A 15,167-nucleotide genomic window follows, 5' to 3' on the forward strand; every position below is an offset into this window, starting at 1 on the left:
GGATCAGAGGCGTTTCTGGAAGCGGGCGTAGAAGAAACCGTCGTGGTCCGACGGCAGGCCATCGTGGCTGCCGGTCCCGCCATCAGCCACGCCATTTGGGATGCTGCCGGGCAGCAGCTGGCCGGGCGCCTGCAATCGTATCGCATCTGGTAGCTGGTCACCAAACCAGCGCGCCTGCTCCTCGCCCTCCGTTGGGAAAATAGAACAAGTCACATACACCAGAATGCCTCCCGGTTTCAGCAGCGGCCACAGCTGCGAGACGATGCGGCGCTGCTCGTTGACGAGCTTGCCCAGATCGCTTTCGCGGCGCAGCCAGCGGATATCGGGATGGCGGCGCACGCTGCCCGAGGCCGAGCATGGAACATCGGCCAGGATGCGGTCGTATGGCTTGCCGTCCCACCATGCCTGCGGCCGGCTCGCGTCGCCGATCACCACCTGCGCGCGCCGATGCAGCCGCGCGAGATTCTCGTCGATGCGCTGGGCGCGCGCGGCATCGCTCTCGACCGCGGTCAGTTCCACATCGGCCAGTTCGAGCAGATGGCCAGTCTTGCCGCCCGGCGCGGCGCAGGCGTCGAGCACGCGCTGACCGTCGGCGATCTCGAGCAACGGCGCGGCGAGCTGCGCGCCGGCGTCCTGCACCGAGACCTCGCCGCTGTCGAAGCCGGGCACTTGCGCGACCGGCAGCGCGCGCGCCAGGCGCACCGCCTGGGCGCCGACGCGCTCGGCGGCGATGCCGGCGGCGGCGAGGCGGGCCAGATAGTCGTCGAGCGAAACGCGCGCGGTATTGACCCGCAGCGTCATCGGCGGGCGCTCGTTCGCGCTGCCGGCCAGCGTCTGCCAACGGTCGGGATAGGCCTCGCGCAGCAGGCGCAGCCACCAGGCCGGCAGGTTCCAGCGCGCTTCCTCGTCGCGGCGCACTTCGGCCAGCAGCGCCTCGCGCTCGCGCAAAAAGCGCCGCAGTACCGCATTGACCATGCCGCGCGCGTGCGCGGATTTCGGATCGGAAGCGGCGGCGTTGACGGCCTGGTCCACCACGGTGAAGGCCGCATAGCCGCCCTGCCCGCCGTCCTGCCCTTGCTCTTCCCCTTCGATCAGCAGCGTCAGCGCGACCGCGAGCAGCGAGTCGACCAGCGCGCCAGGCGGGCGCGACACCATGCGCGTGACCAGCGCACGGACCGTGCCGAACTGCCGCATCGTGCGATAGGCCAGATCCTGCAGCGCGCCGCGCGCGCCGGCGTCGCGGCTGCGTTCGAGCCGGTACTGCGCGCAGGCGGCGTCGATCGCCTGCGGCAGCGCGCTGCCCTCGTTGACGCCACGCACCGCGGCCGCGGCGGCGAGCATCTGAAAGGCAAGGGAATCGGGAGGCAAGCGCATGGATCGGACACCGTGAAAAAACGAACAGATAAAACGCGGAAATACGCGCGGACATCAAAAAGCCCGCCGGCTCGCTAGGAGCAAGGCGGGCAGTTTACCTTGTCGGCGCAGACCGACCGCGATGGGGCCGGCGTGCCGCCTGGAATCAGACCGGATACGTGCCGGTCTGCGCCATCTGCATCAGCCGCGCGACGCGCTCCTCGGTGGCCGGGTGCGTCGAGAACAGATTGGCGATGCCGCCGCCCGACAGCGGGTTCAGGATCATCATCTGCGCGGTGGCCGGATGCGCCTCGGCGGCCTGGAACGGAATGCCGCGCGCATAGCGGTCGATCTTGTCCAGCGCCATCGCCAGCGCCTGCGGATCGCCGCTGATTTCGGCACCGCCGCGGTCGGCCTCGAACTCGCGGGCCCGCGAGATCGCCATCTGGATCAGCGAGGCGGCCAGCGGCGCCAGGATCGCCATCGCGATGCCGGCGATCGGGTTGGCGGGGCGGCCGTCCTCCCCGCGTCCGCCGAAGAACATCGCGAAGTTGGCCAGCGCGGCGATCGCACCGGCCATGGTGGCCGCGACGGTCGAGATCAGGATGTCCCGATGCTTGACGTGCGCGAGCTCGTGCGCCATCACGCCGCGCAGTTCGCGGTTGCTCAGCACGCGCAGGATGCCGGTGGTCGCCGCAACGGCAGCGTTCTCGGGATTGCGGCCGGTGGCGAAGGCGTTGGGCGCGTCCTCGTCGATCAGATAGACGCGCGGCATCGGCAGGCCGGCGCGCTGCGCCAGTTCCTGCACCATGGCGTAGAACTGCGGGGCGCTGGCCGCATCGACTTCCCGCGCGTTGTACATGCGCAGGACCATCTTGTCCGAGAACCAGTACGAGAAGAAATTCATGCCGAGCGCCATCAGCAGCGCGAACATCATGCCGCTGCGGCCGCCGATCATGCCCCCGATGACGATGAACAGCGCCGTGATGGCGGCCATCAGCATGAAGGTCTTGACCCAGTTGAACATTGCCGTGGTCTCCGTGGTAACGCCGTCGCGCGCCCGCGGCGCCCTGGCTGCCCGGTTATTGCAGCCGCATTCGGTGCGCCCGCGCGCGATCGTGCGGTGACGGTTAGATAGGGGCCGGGCCGCTAAATTCAATGCCGGCAAGGCTTTTTGCCGGCGGCGGCGCTAGCGCTGCGTCATCGCCAGGCGCGCCCCGAGGCCGATGAAGGCCACGCCGATCACGCGGTCGAGCCAGCACTTCAGGCGCGGCGCTCCGCTGGCCCGGCGCGTCAGCGTGCCGGCCATCCATGCGACCGCCACCGTCCACACCGTCGACATCGCCGCCATGATCGCGCCCAGCGCGAGGAAGGCGAGCGTCTGCTGCCCGGCGCGCGGATCGACGAATTGCGGGATGAACGACACGAAGAACAGGATCACCTTCGGGTTCAGCACGTTGGTCAGGAAGCCCTGGATGAACAGCGCACGCAGGCTGCGGCGGTCGGTGGCAGGCGCGCCAGCGGGCCCCTGGCCGCCGGAGGCCGGCGTGCGCCAGCTCGACAACAGCAGCCGCAGGCCGAGCCAGGCCAGATAGGCGCCGCCCGCATACTTGATCACCGTGAAGGCCACCGGCGAGGCCGCCAGCACCGCGGTCAGCCCGAACGCGGTGGCCAGCGCGTGCACGCAGCAGCCGGCGCTGACGCCCAGCGCCGACATCACGCCCGCGGCGCGACCCTGCGCCACGGTGCGGCCGACGATATAGGCCGTATCCGGGCCGGGCGTCACGTTCAGCAGAAACACGGCGCCGATGAACAACGGCAGATCGACGATGCCCAGCATGATGGTCGGTCCTCGCGGGAATGGGTCGCCGAGATTATGCCGCGCCGCCGGGCACCACGCAGCGCGTGCCGGCCGCCAGCGGCGTGCCCTGCAGGAAGGCCTGCGCGGACAGGCGCTTGCCGCCCGCCTTCTGCAGTTCCGTGATGCGCAGCGCGCCTTCGCCGCAGGCGATCACCACGCCGTGCGCGTCGGCCGACAGCACCGTACCCGCCGCAGCGTTGCCATGCTCGAGCGCGCGTGCCAGCGGCTCGGCCTGCCAGCATTTGATCGGGACGTCGCCGATCTGCACGCTCGCGCCGGGGAAGGGATTGAAGGCGCGGATCTGCCGGGCCAGTACCACCGCGGGGCGGCGCAGATCGAGCCTGGCCTCGTCCTTGCCGATCTTCTCGGCATAGGTGATGCCCTGCTCCGGCTGTGGCTCGGCCGGCAGCGCGCCTTCCGCCGCCAGCCGCTGCAGCGCCTGCACGATCATGCGGCCGCCAAGCGCCGCCAGGGTGTCGTGCAGCGTACCGGTGGTGGTGCCCTCGCCGATCGGCACCGCTTCGCGCGCGATCATCGCGCCGGTGTCGAGCCCCTCGTCCATCTGCATCAGCGTGATGCCGGTCTGCGCGTCGCCGGCCTCGATGGCCCGGTGAATCGGCGCCGCGCCGCGCCAGCGCGGCAACAGCGAGGCATGGATGTTCAGGCAGCCATGGCGCGGCAGCGTCAGCACCTCGGCCGGCAGGATCAGGCCATAGGCGGCCACGACCATCACATCGGGCGCCTGCGCGGCCAGCGCGTCGATCGCGCCGACCGCTTCGTCGGGATACTTGCCGTGGCGGCGCAGCGAGCGCGGTTGCAGGATCGGGCCGAACCCCTGTGCCAGCGCATGCTGCTTGACCGGACTGGCCTGCAGCTGCATGCCGCGTCCCGCGGGCCGGTCCGGCTGCGTCAGCACCGCGACCACCGGAAAGCCGGCTTCCTCGATGGCCGCCAGCGCGACGCGGGCGAATTCGGGCGTGCCGGCAAAGGCGACGCGCAGGGTGGCGGGGCTGGTCATGGAACGCTCCGGCTGGACGATTGAGCTCTGAAAGGCAACACCGGCCGCGAGGGCGGCCGGTGCGGGGACTGCAAGGGAGACATCAGCATAGCAAACCCGCTGCGGCGGGGCCGACGTCTGATGGCGCGTGGTTACATGCGGGTACGCGCGCGCTTCTGCAGCTTGGACTTGATCCGGTTCAGCTTCAGCGGCGACAGGTATTCGACGAAGACCTTGCCCTTCAGATGGTCCATCTCGTGCTGGATGCAGACCGCCAGCAGGTCGTCGGCCTCCAGCTCGAACGTCTCGCCGTTCTCGTCCAGTGCGCGCACGCGGACACGGTCGGGGCGCTCGACCCGGTCATAGACCTCGGGCACCGACAGGCAGCCCTCTTCCCAGACCTTGCGGTTGTCGCTGGCCCAGACGATCTCCGGATTGATGAAGACGCGCAGCTCGTCGCGGGTCTCCGAGATGTCGATCACGATGACCTGCTCGTGCACGTCGACCTGGGTCGCCGCCAGGCCGATGCCGGGGGCTTCGTACATGGTTTCCGCCATGTCCTTGACCAGCTGGCGGATGCGGTCGTCCACCTGCGCGACGGGCTTGGCCACGATGTGCAGGCGGGGATCCGGGTAGGTGAGGATGTCGAGTTTGGCCATGGTGCTGATGCGCGACGCCGTTGCGCTGCCGCTTGCCGCTGCTTTCGATTGGGCCGTTGTCGCATTGTCGCGGCAGGGGCCATGTCAGCAAAATCGGGGCGCGAATGGAAAAAATCAAGGCGCGCCGGCGGTCGCTGCGCGCTTCAGGGTTTTCAGGGCAAATCTGCAGTCAATCCGGCCAAGGCATCCAACCGGCTCAACAAAGTGCGCGATCTTACCAAAGAACCTCTGATAGCGCCGCGGCGGCGGCTGTGGCGGCTGTGGCGGCTGCCGCGGCTGTGGGCCCGGCTGTCGGCCGGGTGGGTGCTGGCGACGGCGGGACTGATCGTGGCGCTGCGGTGCGGCGCCGAGCCGGCCATCGTGGCGCTGCAGGACGGGCGACAGTTCGGCGCGGCCGGCGATCTTGCTTATGTGCTCGATATGCCTCTGGATGCCGCGGTAGGCAGCCGCTGGCACGTGGTCGCACCCCCATCCGGCGCGAATCTGGAGGACCGGCGAGGCCAGGACCGGCGAGGCGGGGACCGGCTGGCACGGCTGCCGGCCGACGCACCGACGCACAATCTCGGTACGGTCGAACTGGTGTCGCGTCCGGCCGTGCCGGGCGGTCTTGCGGTCGTCACCGTGGTGTCTTCCGTCCGCGAGGTGGTGCCGGGCAGCGTCCTGGTGCCGTTGCCGGCCGGACACGTCGGAGTGGAATGGACAGCACACTGAACTGCCCTATGCCGGAACCATGCTCTGCCACCGTCGCCGCTGCTTCCGTCGCTGCGATCGATCCCGACGAGATCGCAGCGTGGGTGCGGCTCGATGCCGTCCCGGGCCTCGGCCGCCGCACCGCGCGGCTGCTGCTGGACAAGTTCGGGTTGCCGCAACAGGTGCTCGCGGCGGGGACGGCCGAGCTGGCGCGCTGGGTACCTGCCGCCATGGTCGGCGCGATCCGGGCGCGGCCGGATTCGGCCCTGTCGGCGCAGATCGACCGTACCTTGCAGTGGCTGCGCGAACCCGGCCACCACCTGCTGACCCTGGCGGATCCGGCGTACCCGCGTGCCATGCTGGACCTGAGCGACCCGCCGCTGATGCTGTACGCGCTCGGTCGGCTGGAGCGCCTGCGCAGCCCGGCGCTGGCCGTGGTCGGCGCGCGCAGCGCGACCGTGCAGGGCGGGCGCGATGCCGAGCGGTTCGCCGCGGCCTTCTCCGGTGCGGGGATTACGGTGGTATCCGGCCTCGCGCTGGGGATCGACGCGGCCGCGCATGCCGGCGGGCTGAACGGCCCGGGCGGCACCATCGCAGTGGTCGGGACCGGGCTGGATCGCTGCTATCCGGCCTGTCATCGGACGCTGGCCCAGCGGATTGCAGCCGACGGGCTGGTGCTGGGCGAACTACCGCTGGGTACTCCTGCGCGCAGCCTCCATTTTCCGCAGCGCAACCGGCTGATCGCGGCGCTGTCGCGCGGCGTGCTGGTGGTCGAGGCGGCGTTGCGTTCCGGTTCTCTGATCACTGCGCGGCTGGCCGCGGAGCTCGGCCGGGAGGTGTTCGCGGTGCCCGGGTCCATCCACGCGCCACTGGCAGCCGGCTGCCACCGGCTGATCCAGCAAGGGGCGAAGCTGGTGGAATGCCCGCAGGACGTGTTCGATGAACTGGGTTTGAGCCCGGGTTTGAGCCCGGGTGCGAGCCCGGGTGCGAGCCCCGCTGCGAGTCGGCGTTCGAGCGCCGCATTGAGCCCCGCCGGAATGCCGCCACCGCCGACGTCTGCGCCGGCCCCCGACCGCGCCGATGCGCTCGGCGCCGCGCTGGCGTACGATCCGGTCGATCCCGACACGCTGTGCGCCCGTACCGGGATGCCACCGGAGGCCGTCACCGCCGTGCTGCTGGATCTGGAACTGGCAGGGGCGGTCGAGCGAATGCCGGGCAATCGGTACCGGCGTCTGACCTAGCGCCGGGGCCGGCGCGGCACGGCCGATGGTCATAGTCGCTACAATCGCCGTTCCTCGTGCCTGATCAAGCGCCCACTGCGGGCCACGTCGAGCGCACGCAAGGCTCATGTTTGGATGACCGATGGCCGTTTACTTCCCCGAACGCGATGCGGCCGCGATAGCGGCGGCGCTGCGGGCACACCCCGACGGTCGCCTGGTGGCGTGCCTGTGCGCCGAGTGGTGCGGCACCTGTCGTGACTATCTGGCGGTCTGGCGCGACCTGGCAGAGCGCCACCCGGACGATTGCTTCGTCTGGATCGATATCGAAACGCATGCCGACGCCCTGGGCGACATCGATATCGAGAACTTCCCGACCGTGCTGGTGCAGGATGCCGCCGGCGGTGCGCCGCGTTTCTATGGCACATTGCTGCCCCACGCCGACACGCTGGCGCGACTGCTGAGCCGCGGCGCGACCATGCCGGCCGGTGGAGAACCGCCGCCGGACCTGCTCGGCTGGTTGAATCCTGACGGATCCGGCCGGTCACAGCAGGAAGAAAGCGGCGTTTGAAGCCCGCGGGGGCCGGCTCCGGACAGCGTCCGGGCCAACGATAAGGCGCGAAGGCGGCGATGGAACTCGCCTTGCACCGTTGTCAATACCCCGCTTATTATTGGCGCCTCATGGCCCCCCGGGGGCCTCAAGTGTGCTGTTTACATATTAGTGCTGTGCCAAACGCGGTCCGCCAAGGGGCGGCCGGCAAGGATTCCCACTCATGTCCAAAGCTCTCATCATCGCGGAAAAGCCATCGGTCGCGGCCGATATCGCCCGTGCGCTCGGGGGCTTTACCAAGCATGACGAGTATTACGAGAGCGACGAATATGTGCTCTCGTCGGCGGTCGGCCATCTGGTGGAAATTGCCGCGCCCGACGAATACGAGGTCAAGCGCGGCAAGTGGAGCTTCGCCAACCTGCCGGTGATCCCGCCGCATTTCGACCTGCGTCCGATCGCCAAGACCGAGTCGCGCCTGAAGGTGCTGAACCGGCTGATCAAGCGCAAGGACGTCACCCGCCTGATCAACGCCTGTGACGCGGGGCGCGAAGGTGAACTGATCTTCCGCCTGATCGTGCAGCAGGCCAAGGCCAAGCAGCCGGTGCAGCGGCTGTGGCTGCAATCGATGACGCCGCAGGCGATCCGCGACGGCTTCGCCAGCCTGCGCGAGGACGCCGAGATGCTGCCGCTGGCCGACGCCGCGCGCTGCCGCTCGGAGGCCGACTGGCTGGTCGGCATCAACGGCACCCGCGCGATGACCGCCTTCAACAGCAAGGGCGGCGGCTTCTTCCTGACCACGGTGGGCCGGGTGCAGACGCCGACACTGTCGATCGTGGTCGAGCGCGAGGAGAAGATCAAACACTTCGTGCCGCGCGACTACTGGGAAGTGCGGGCCGAATTCATCGCCGCTGCCGGGCTGTACGAGGGCCGCTGGTTCGACCCGAAGTTCAAGAAGAACGAGTTCGATCCCGAGGCGCGCGAGTCGCGGCTGTGGAGCGAGGCCGAGGCCAAGAGCATCGTCGCGGCGTGCCGCGACAAGCCGGGCACGGTCAGCGAGGAATCCAAGCCTTCGACGCAGCTGTCGCCGGCGCTGTTCGACCTGACCAGCCTGCAGCGCGAGGCCAACTCGCGCTTCGGCTTCTCGGCCAAGAACACGCTGGGCCTGGCCCAGGCGCTGTACGAAAAGCACAAGGTGCTGACCTACCCGCGTACCGACTCGCGCGCGCTGCCCGAGGACTACATGGGCACGGTCAAGGAAACGCTGGACATGCTGGCGGACAGTTCGCCGAACTACCTGAGGCATGCCAAGAAGATCCTGAACAGCGGCTGGGTCAAGCCGAACAAACGGATCTTCGACAACAGCAAGATCAGCGATCACTTCGCCATCATCCCGACGCTGCAGGCGCCGAAGAACCTGTCGGAGCCCGAGCAGAAGCTGTACGACCTGGTGGTGCGGCGTTTCCTGTCGGTGTTCTTCCCGGCGGCCGAGTACCAGATCACCACGCGGATCACCGAGGTCGCCGGCCACCACTTCAAGACCGAAGGCAAGGTGCTGGTCAATCCGGGCTGGCTGGTGGTCTATGGCCGCGAGGCGCAGGGCGACGACGCCAACCTGGTGCAGGTCGGCAAGGACGAGAAGGTCCGCACCGACAAGATCGAACCGGTCGGGCTGACCACCAAGCCGCCGGCGCGCTACAACGAAGCGACGCTGCTGTCGGCGATGGAAGGCGCCGGCAAGCTGGTCGACGACGACGCGCTGCGCGAGGCGATGGCCGGCAAGGGCCTGGGCACGCCGGCGACGCGCGCGGCCATCATCGAAGGCCTGCTGACCGAGAAATACCTGGTGCGCGAAGGCCGCGAGCTGATCCCGACCGCCAAGGCGTTCCAGCTGATGACGCTGCTGCGCGGCCTCGGCGTCGAGGAACTGACGCAGGCCGAACTGACCGGCGAGTGGGAACACAAGCTGGCGCAGATCGAGCGCGGCCGGCTCAAGCGCGACGAATTCATGCGCGAGATCGCACAGATGACGCAGCAGATCGTCAAGCGCGCCAAGGAATACGACAGCGACACCATTCCGGGCGACTACGCCACGCTGCAGACCCCGTGTCCGCAATGCGGGGGCCAGGTCAAGGAGAATTACCGGCGCTTTGCCTGCACGGCGTGCGAGTTCTCGATCAGCAAGATCCCGGGCGGCCGTCAGTTCGAGATCGACGAGGTCGAGACGCTGCTGCGCGACAAGGAAATCGGGCCGCTGCAGGGCTTCCGCAGCAAGATGGGCCGCCCCTTCGCCGCGATCCTGAAGCTGGCGCGCGACGACGACGGCAACTACAAGATGGAGTTCGACTTCGGCCAGAACGAGGACGAGAACGACGGCGAGCCGGTCGACTTCAGCGGCCAGGAGCCGGTCGGCACCTGCCCGAAGTGCAGCGGCTCGGTGTTCGAGCACGGCATGAAATACGTCTGCGAGAACGCGGTCGGCTCGCCCAAGTCGTGCGACTTCACCACCGGCAAGATCATCCTGCAGCAGGAGATCTCGCGCGAGCAGATCGGCAAGCTGCTGGACCAGGGCCGCACCGACCTGCTGACCGGCTTCAAGTCGTCGCGTACCGGCCGCAACTTCAAGGCCTATCTGGTCAAGCAGCCGGACGGCAAGATCGGCTTCGAGTTCGAGGTGCGCGAGCCGAAGCCTGGCGCCAAGACGGCGGCTGGCAAGACGGCCGCCAAGACGGCTACGAAGACGGCCACGAAGACGGCCGCCAACGCCGCGGAGCCGGCGAGCAAGACCGCGGCGGCAAAGACGGGCACCAAGGTCGCGGCCAAGGCGGCCAGCAAGACGCCGGCCAAGAAGACGGCCCGTACCAAGACGGCGGCCAGCGCGAGCGAATAAGACCAAGGATCGGCTGAAGGGGAGGCCGAAGGGCCGAGGACGGCACACGGCGTCCTCGGTTCTACTTCCTCCTTCGGCGCTCGGCCCGCAGCGTTGCGTGCCTGGCTGTGCGCCTAGTTGCCCGCCACAGCCGCGCTCGCGGCGCCGGGGGCCCCACCCGCCCCATCGGCGCTTTTCTTCTTCCCTTCTTCCAGCAGGAAGTCGATGAAGGCCCGCGCCTTGGTCGGCAGGAACTTGCGGCTCGGATAGACCACGCTGATGTCGCGGCGCGGCAGCTGGTATTGCGGCAGGATGTGCTCCAGCAGGCCGGCCTCGATACTGGGCCGCGCCAGGTACGACGACAACATCGCGATGCCGAGATTGGCCAGCGCCGCCTGGTGCGCCAGTTCGGCGTTGCTGCAGAGCAGACCGGGCCGGATCGGCACGGTCACCTCCCCTTCCGGACCGGACAGCGTCCAGGCATGCTCGGCATTGGTCAGCCGCATGGCGATGCAGCGGTGCTGCGTCAGCTCATGGGCATGGCGCAGCGGCGCGTGGGCGCGCAGATAGCCGGGCGAGGCACACAGGATGATCTCGGCGGACAACAGAGGCCGCGCCACCAGATGCGAGCCCAGCCCCAGGTCGGACAGCACGATGCCGACGTCCCGGCCCTCCTCGACGATATCGATGCTGCGGTCCGACAGCAGCACATCGAACACCACGTCGGGATACATCTGCTGGAAGCGCGCCAGCATGTCGGGCAACAGATGCAGCCCGAACATCACCGGCGTAACGATCCGCAGCGTGCCCGATAGCGACTGGCTGCGGGTCGTCACCACCGACTCGGCTTCCTCGACGTCCTCGAGGATCTGCTGGCAGCGCTGCAGATAGGTTTCGCCCGCATCGGTCAGCGACAGGCTGCGGGTGGTCCGGTTCAGCAGCCGCGTACCCAGATGGCTCTCCAGGTCCGCGACATAGCGGGTCACCACCGCGTTCGACATTTCCAATTGCTGCGCCGCACGGGCGAAGCTGCCCAGCTCGACGACCTTGGCGAACACGCGCATCGATTGCAGCCGATCCATTGCACAGTCTCCCTTTTTTCTTCCCCATTTTTCCACAGCTTGGGGTTTTTGTTGTTCTTTATAGAACTAATCATTGTTTGCGGTAACGTTTATTCATATAAGGGAAATGCCTAATATGCAGTCATCGGATGCCGCATTGCAGCGAAACCAAGCCGCCGCGGACGTCCTCCCGACCAGAAGAAAGGACACATCATGACGATCTCCCGCTTTGCCCTGACCGCCGCCGCCACCGCTCTCGTGGCCACCCTGACCGCCGCGCCCGCCTTCGCCAAGGCCGGCAAGTTCGACCCGTACACCGACGGCGCCAGGACCGGCCAGTTCGACGTGTTCAGCGAAGGCGCACGCCAGGGCCAGTTCGACGTGTTCACCGAAGGTGCCCGCCAGGGCAAGTTCGACGTCTTCACCGAAGGCGCCGCCCGCTAAGTCTGCCTCCCCCAGGACCGCTTCCCAGCGGCCCCGATGCCCGTGCCTCGGCACGGGCATCGTCGTTTACGGCGGCCCGGCGCTGTCGCGCGCGGAGGTGGAACAACCGGACGTTGGCCGCCGCAAAACAAAAACGGGCCGCTTGCGCGGCCCGTCGAACTGGCTGTCAGGGTGCACTACCCCTGCGATCAATCGTCCCAATCACGATGGCCGCGGCGGTGGTGGCGGTGCTTGTTCTTGTACTTGCTCTTGTGATAGCCGCGATCGCGGTAGTAGCGGTCACGGTCGTTGGCGTACGAGTTGCTGCGCGACACGTTGCCGCCCAGCGCCGCGCCAGCGCCGCCGCCCAGGGCCGCGCCGATCAGGCCGCCGCCACGGCCGCCCATCGCGTTGCCCGCCGCGGTACCCGCACCGCCGCCGAGCGCGCCGCCCAGGATGGCGCCGGTACGCTCGCGGCGATTCGAGCTGATCGCGCCGCCGGCGCCACCGCCCACCGCGCCGCCGATCACGGCGCCGGTGGAACCACCCAGTGCGCCTCCGACGGCTGCACCGGCGACGCCGCCGAGGGCGCCACCCAGTGCGTTATTCATGTCGCTCGCGAATGCAGGCAGCGTCGTCGATGCCGCCAGGGCGAGGGCCACGGTCATATTGCGAACGAGTCGGCGAGACATAGTGTTTTTCCTCTGGTTGCCAAACTGTGATGCAAGTGTAGATTTTGGGCACAGACATTGCTGTAACCGCCTGTAAGCCTTTATTAATGCTGCAGAAACGCAACAAAGGCTGCCCGTGGGCAGCCTTTGAGATGTTGACAGCTTGTCGCCTTCCGAACGCCGGAACCCGGTGGCCTCGAATCAGCGACACCGGATTTCCGCCGCCCGGCAGGCTTGGCAGCTCAGCAGCACTTGCCCTGCCCGCCGCCGTAACGCGCCTCCTGGCGCTCGCGGAAGAACTCCTCGTAGCTCATCGGCTCGCGGTCCGGATGCGTGCTTTCCATATGGGCCACATAGGTCTGGTAGTCGGGCAGCCCGACCATCAGCCGCAGCGACTGGCCCAGGTAGCGGCCCATTTGGCCCATCTTGTTCAGCGGATCCAGCATGGCGTTCCTTCCTCTGCGTGGGTTGACCTTACGGCGGGCAAGACAGACGGCGCTCAGCGCTGTGCCGAGGCCGCCGCGGGCAGCGGCTCGAACGGCGTCTCGTGGGCCGTCGGCCGTGCCTGCGCGCCCGCGCGCAGACCGGTGCGCAGGCCGTAGTAGACGATCGACAGCACCACCGCCATGAACAGCGCGCACAGGCCGGCGTCCAGGTAGTCGTTGAAGACGATGCGGTGCATCTGCTCCATCGTCTTGGCCGGTGCCAGCACCGTGCCCTGGGCGATCGCCTCGCTGAACTTGCTGGCGTGCGACAGGAAGCCGATCTTCGGGTCGGCATGGAACAGCTTCTGCCAGCCCGCGGTCAGCGTGCAGATCAGCAGCCAGACGGTCGGCAGCAGCGTGACCCAGGCATAGCGGCCGCGCTTCATCTTGACCAGCACGCAGGTGCCGAGCACCAGCGCCACCGCGGCCAGCATCTGGTTCGAGATGCCGAACAGCGGCCACAGCGTGTTGATGCCGCCCAGCGGATCGACCACGCCCTGGTACAGGAAGTAGCCCCAGGCGCCGACGCACAGCGCGGTCGCGATCAGGTTGGCCGGCAGCGAGTCGGTACGGCGCATCGACGGCACGAAGCTGCCCAGCAGATCCTGCAGCATGAAGCGGCCGGCGCGGGTGCCCGCGTCGACGGCGGTCAGGATGAACAGCGCCTCGAACAGGATGGCGAAGTGGTACCAGAACGCCATCATGGCCTGACCGCCGACCACCTGGTGCAGGATGTGGGCGATGCCCACCGCCAGCGTCGGGGCGCCGCCGGCGCGCGAGATGATGGTGTTTTCGCCGACGTCCTTGGCGGTCTGCACCAGCACGTCGGGCGTGATCACGAAGCCCCAGTTCGATACCGCCGCCGCGACCGCTTCCGGCGTAGTGCCGATCGCCGCCGCCGGGCTGTTCATCGCGAAGTACACCCCCGGCTCGATCACCGAGGCCGCCACCAGCGCCATGATCGCGACGAACGACTCGGCCAGCATCGCGCCGTAGCCGATGAAGCGGGCGTGGGTCTCGTTCTCCAGCAGCTTGGGCGTGGTGCCCGACGAGATCAGCGCGTGGAAGCCCGACACCGCGCCGCAGGCGATGGTGATGAACAGGAACGGGAACAGGTTGCCCGACCACACCGGACCGCCGCCTTCGGCGAACTGCGTGAAGGCCGGCATCTTCAGTTCCGGCGCGACGATCAGGATGCCGACCGCCAGCGCGATGATGGTGCCGATCTTCAGGAAGGTCGACAGGTAGTCGCGCGGGGCCAGCAGCAGCCACACCGGCAGCACCGCGGCGACGAAACCGTAGCCGATCAGCATCCAGGTCAGCGCCTTGCCGTCGAAGGTGAACAGCGGCGCCAGCGTGGCGCTCTCGTGCACGTACTGGCCGCCGACGATGGCCAGCATCAGCAGCACGAAGCCGATCACCGACACCTCGCCGATGCGGCCCGGGCGGATGTACCGCGTGTAGATGCCCATGAAGATCGCGATCGGGATCGTCACCGCCACGGTAAACGTGCCCCACGGCGAATCGGCCAGCGCCTTGACCACGATCAGCGCCAGCACCGCGAGGATGATGATCATGATCATGAAGCAGCCGAACAGCGCGATCATGCCGGGCACCGTACCCATCTCGGCCTTGACCAGATCGCCCAGCGAGCGGCCGTCGCGGCGGGTCGAGATGAACAGCACCATGAAGTCCTGCACCGCGCCGGCGAACACCACGCCGGCCAGGATCCACAGCATGCCGGGCATGTAGCCCATCTGCGCGGCGAGCACCGGTCCGACCAGCGGCCCGGCGCCGGCGATCGCGGCGAAGTGGTGGCCGAACAGCACCGCCTTGTTGGTCGGCACGTAGTCCAGGCCGTCGTTATGGCGCCAGGCCGGCGTCATCCGTTTGGGGTCCAGCTGCATCACCTTGTCGGCGATGAAGCGGCTGTAGTAGCGGTAAGCGATCAGATAGATGCAGATCGCGGCGACCACGATCCACAAGGCACTGACGGCTTCGCCGCGCGACAGTGCAACGGTGGCGAAGGCGAACGCGCCGAGCACGGCGACGGCCAGCCACATCAGGTGTTGCCCGATGCGATTCATAGTGAAGGTCTCCTCAGACCACATGGAACAAAGCCCGCGGGGGAACAAGGCCGGTGGACCGAGGGGCGCGCACGGCGGCACGCGCGCCGTCGGGCGGCGAATGGCGGGCGATCGGGGGCAAGCTGTCTCCAGATGTCAGCGGCGCCCGGTCCCTCGACTTCCGGTCCGGATCTTGTCTGGCAGGCGGGGCGATACGCCGGTGCTGGGCACTGGCGCATCCCGTTGCGAATGACGCGGCGCTGGCTCT

14 protein-coding genes are annotated in these 15,167 nt (G+C 68.2%); 5 read left to right on the plus strand and 9 right to left on the minus strand.

What is annotated here, in order from left to right; genetic code table 11:
- Positions 1-3 precede the first annotated feature (3 nt).
- From rsmB to def, 5 genes are all read right to left on the minus strand, one after another.
- Positions 4-1,374, minus strand: coding sequence for a 16S rRNA (cytosine(967)-C(5))-methyltransferase RsmB (rsmB, locus tag HTY53_RS08425; protein ID WP_174106037.1), 1,371 nt, complete (start codon positions 1,372-1,374; stop codon positions 4-6).
- Positions 1,375-1,519: 145 nt separating this feature from the next.
- On the minus strand, positions 1,520-2,380 hold the full coding sequence (gene htpX, locus HTY53_RS08430) for a zinc metalloprotease HtpX (RefSeq protein ID WP_174106038.1): 861 nt from the start codon (positions 2,378-2,380) through the stop codon (positions 1,520-1,522).
- Between the two features lie 162 nt (positions 2,381-2,542).
- On the minus strand, positions 2,543-3,193 hold the full coding sequence (locus HTY53_RS08435; protein WP_174106039.1) for a LysE family translocator: 651 nt from the start codon (positions 3,191-3,193) through the stop codon (positions 2,543-2,545).
- A gap of 34 nt (positions 3,194-3,227) precedes the next feature.
- Positions 3,228-4,232 (minus strand): methionyl-tRNA formyltransferase, encoded by a 1,005-nt coding sequence (fmt, locus tag HTY53_RS08440; RefSeq protein ID WP_174106040.1) that lies wholly within the window; start codon positions 4,230-4,232, stop codon positions 3,228-3,230.
- 131 nt (positions 4,233-4,363) lie between these two features.
- Complete coding sequence (gene def / locus HTY53_RS08445) at positions 4,364-4,870, minus strand: peptide deformylase (RefSeq protein ID WP_149317433.1); 507 nt, start codon at positions 4,868-4,870, stop codon at positions 4,364-4,366.
- 81 nt (positions 4,871-4,951) lie between these two features.
- Here def and HTY53_RS08450 point away from each other — a divergent pair, with 81 nt between their 5' ends.
- The 4 genes from HTY53_RS08450 (at position 4,952) to HTY53_RS08465 (ending at position 10,214) form a co-directional block, all read left to right on the plus strand.
- Positions 4,952-5,581, plus strand: coding sequence for a hypothetical protein (locus HTY53_RS08450; protein ID WP_174106041.1), 630 nt, complete (start codon positions 4,952-4,954; stop codon positions 5,579-5,581).
- A gap of 8 nt (positions 5,582-5,589) precedes the next feature.
- Complete coding sequence (dprA, locus tag HTY53_RS08455) at positions 5,590-6,801, plus strand: DNA-processing protein DprA (RefSeq protein WP_174106110.1); 1,212 nt, start codon at positions 5,590-5,592, stop codon at positions 6,799-6,801.
- Positions 6,802-6,922: 121 nt separating this feature from the next.
- Positions 6,923-7,348, plus strand: coding sequence for a thioredoxin family protein (locus tag HTY53_RS08460; RefSeq protein WP_174106042.1), 426 nt, complete (start codon positions 6,923-6,925; stop codon positions 7,346-7,348).
- A 202-nt stretch (positions 7,349-7,550) separates the two neighbouring features.
- The gene (locus tag HTY53_RS08465; RefSeq protein ID WP_174106043.1) at positions 7,551-10,214 is read left to right on the plus strand and encodes a DNA topoisomerase III; all 2,664 of its coding nucleotides are present in this window, start codon (positions 7,551-7,553) and stop codon (positions 10,212-10,214) included.
- 113 nt (positions 10,215-10,327) lie between these two features.
- Here the strand turns inward: HTY53_RS08465 and HTY53_RS08470 are convergent, their stop codons facing one another.
- Positions 10,328-11,275, minus strand: a complete 948-nt coding sequence (locus HTY53_RS08470) for a LysR family transcriptional regulator (protein WP_174106044.1) — start codon at positions 11,273-11,275, stop codon at positions 10,328-10,330.
- A 192-nt stretch (positions 11,276-11,467) separates the two neighbouring features.
- Here HTY53_RS08470 and HTY53_RS08475 point away from each other — a divergent pair, with 192 nt between their 5' ends.
- Positions 11,468-11,698, plus strand: a complete 231-nt coding sequence (locus tag HTY53_RS08475; protein ID WP_174106045.1) for a hypothetical protein — start codon at positions 11,468-11,470, stop codon at positions 11,696-11,698.
- A gap of 188 nt (positions 11,699-11,886) precedes the next feature.
- Here the strand turns inward: HTY53_RS08475 and HTY53_RS08480 are convergent, their stop codons facing one another.
- The 3 genes from HTY53_RS08480 to HTY53_RS08490 all read right to left on the minus strand — a co-directional run bounded on the left by HTY53_RS08480 (position 11,887) and on the right by HTY53_RS08490 (position 14,920).
- The gene (locus HTY53_RS08480; RefSeq protein ID WP_174106046.1) at positions 11,887-12,369 is read right to left on the minus strand and encodes a hypothetical protein; all 483 of its coding nucleotides are present in this window, start codon (positions 12,367-12,369) and stop codon (positions 11,887-11,889) included.
- 221 nt (positions 12,370-12,590) lie between these two features.
- A complete protein-coding gene (locus HTY53_RS08485; protein WP_006579436.1) occupies positions 12,591-12,794 on the minus strand; it encodes a YbdD/YjiX family protein in 204 nt (67 codons plus the stop codon).
- Between the two features lie 53 nt (positions 12,795-12,847).
- The gene (locus HTY53_RS08490; RefSeq protein ID WP_174106047.1) at positions 12,848-14,920 is read right to left on the minus strand and encodes a carbon starvation CstA family protein; all 2,073 of its coding nucleotides are present in this window, start codon (positions 14,918-14,920) and stop codon (positions 12,848-12,850) included.
- Between the last annotated feature and the right edge of the window lie 247 nt (positions 14,921-15,167).

The organism is Cupriavidus gilardii (genome assembly GCF_013314895.1).
Lineage (GTDB): Bacteria > Pseudomonadota > Gammaproteobacteria > Burkholderiales > Burkholderiaceae > Cupriavidus > Cupriavidus gilardii_C.

Excerpts from the sequence above, each read along its gene's own strand:
- rsmB (WP_174106037.1), bottom strand. The coding sequence starts at position 1,374 with ATGCGCTTGCCTCCCGATTCCCTTGCCTTTCAGATGCTCGCCGCCGCG.
- htpX (WP_174106038.1), bottom strand. The coding sequence starts at position 2,380 with ATGTTCAACTGGGTCAAGACCTTCATGCTGATGGCCGCCATCACGGCG.
- HTY53_RS08435 (WP_174106039.1), bottom strand. The coding sequence starts at position 3,193 with ATGCTGGGCATCGTCGATCTGCCGTTGTTCATCGGCGCCGTGTTTCTG.
- fmt (WP_174106040.1), bottom strand. The coding sequence starts at position 4,232 with ATGACCAGCCCCGCCACCCTGCGCGTCGCCTTTGCCGGCACGCCCGAA.
- def (WP_149317433.1), bottom strand. The coding sequence starts at position 4,870 with ATGGCCAAACTCGACATCCTCACCTACCCGGATCCCCGCCTGCACATC.
- HTY53_RS08450 (WP_174106041.1), top strand. The coding sequence starts at position 4,952 with ATGTCAGCAAAATCGGGGCGCGAATGGAAAAAATCAAGGCGCGCCGGC.
- dprA (WP_174106110.1), top strand. The coding sequence starts at position 5,590 with ATGCCGGAACCATGCTCTGCCACCGTCGCCGCTGCTTCCGTCGCTGCG.
- HTY53_RS08460 (WP_174106042.1), top strand. The coding sequence starts at position 6,923 with ATGGCCGTTTACTTCCCCGAACGCGATGCGGCCGCGATAGCGGCGGCG.
- HTY53_RS08465 (WP_174106043.1), top strand. The coding sequence starts at position 7,551 with ATGTCCAAAGCTCTCATCATCGCGGAAAAGCCATCGGTCGCGGCCGAT.
- HTY53_RS08470 (WP_174106044.1), bottom strand. The coding sequence starts at position 11,275 with ATGGATCGGCTGCAATCGATGCGCGTGTTCGCCAAGGTCGTCGAGCTG.
- HTY53_RS08475 (WP_174106045.1), top strand. The coding sequence starts at position 11,468 with ATGACGATCTCCCGCTTTGCCCTGACCGCCGCCGCCACCGCTCTCGTG.
- HTY53_RS08480 (WP_174106046.1), bottom strand. The coding sequence starts at position 12,369 with ATGTCTCGCCGACTCGTTCGCAATATGACCGTGGCCCTCGCCCTGGCG.
- HTY53_RS08485 (WP_006579436.1), bottom strand. The coding sequence starts at position 12,794 with ATGCTGGATCCGCTGAACAAGATGGGCCAAATGGGCCGCTACCTGGGC.
- HTY53_RS08490 (WP_174106047.1), bottom strand. The coding sequence starts at position 14,920 with ATGAATCGCATCGGGCAACACCTGATGTGGCTGGCCGTCGCCGTGCTC.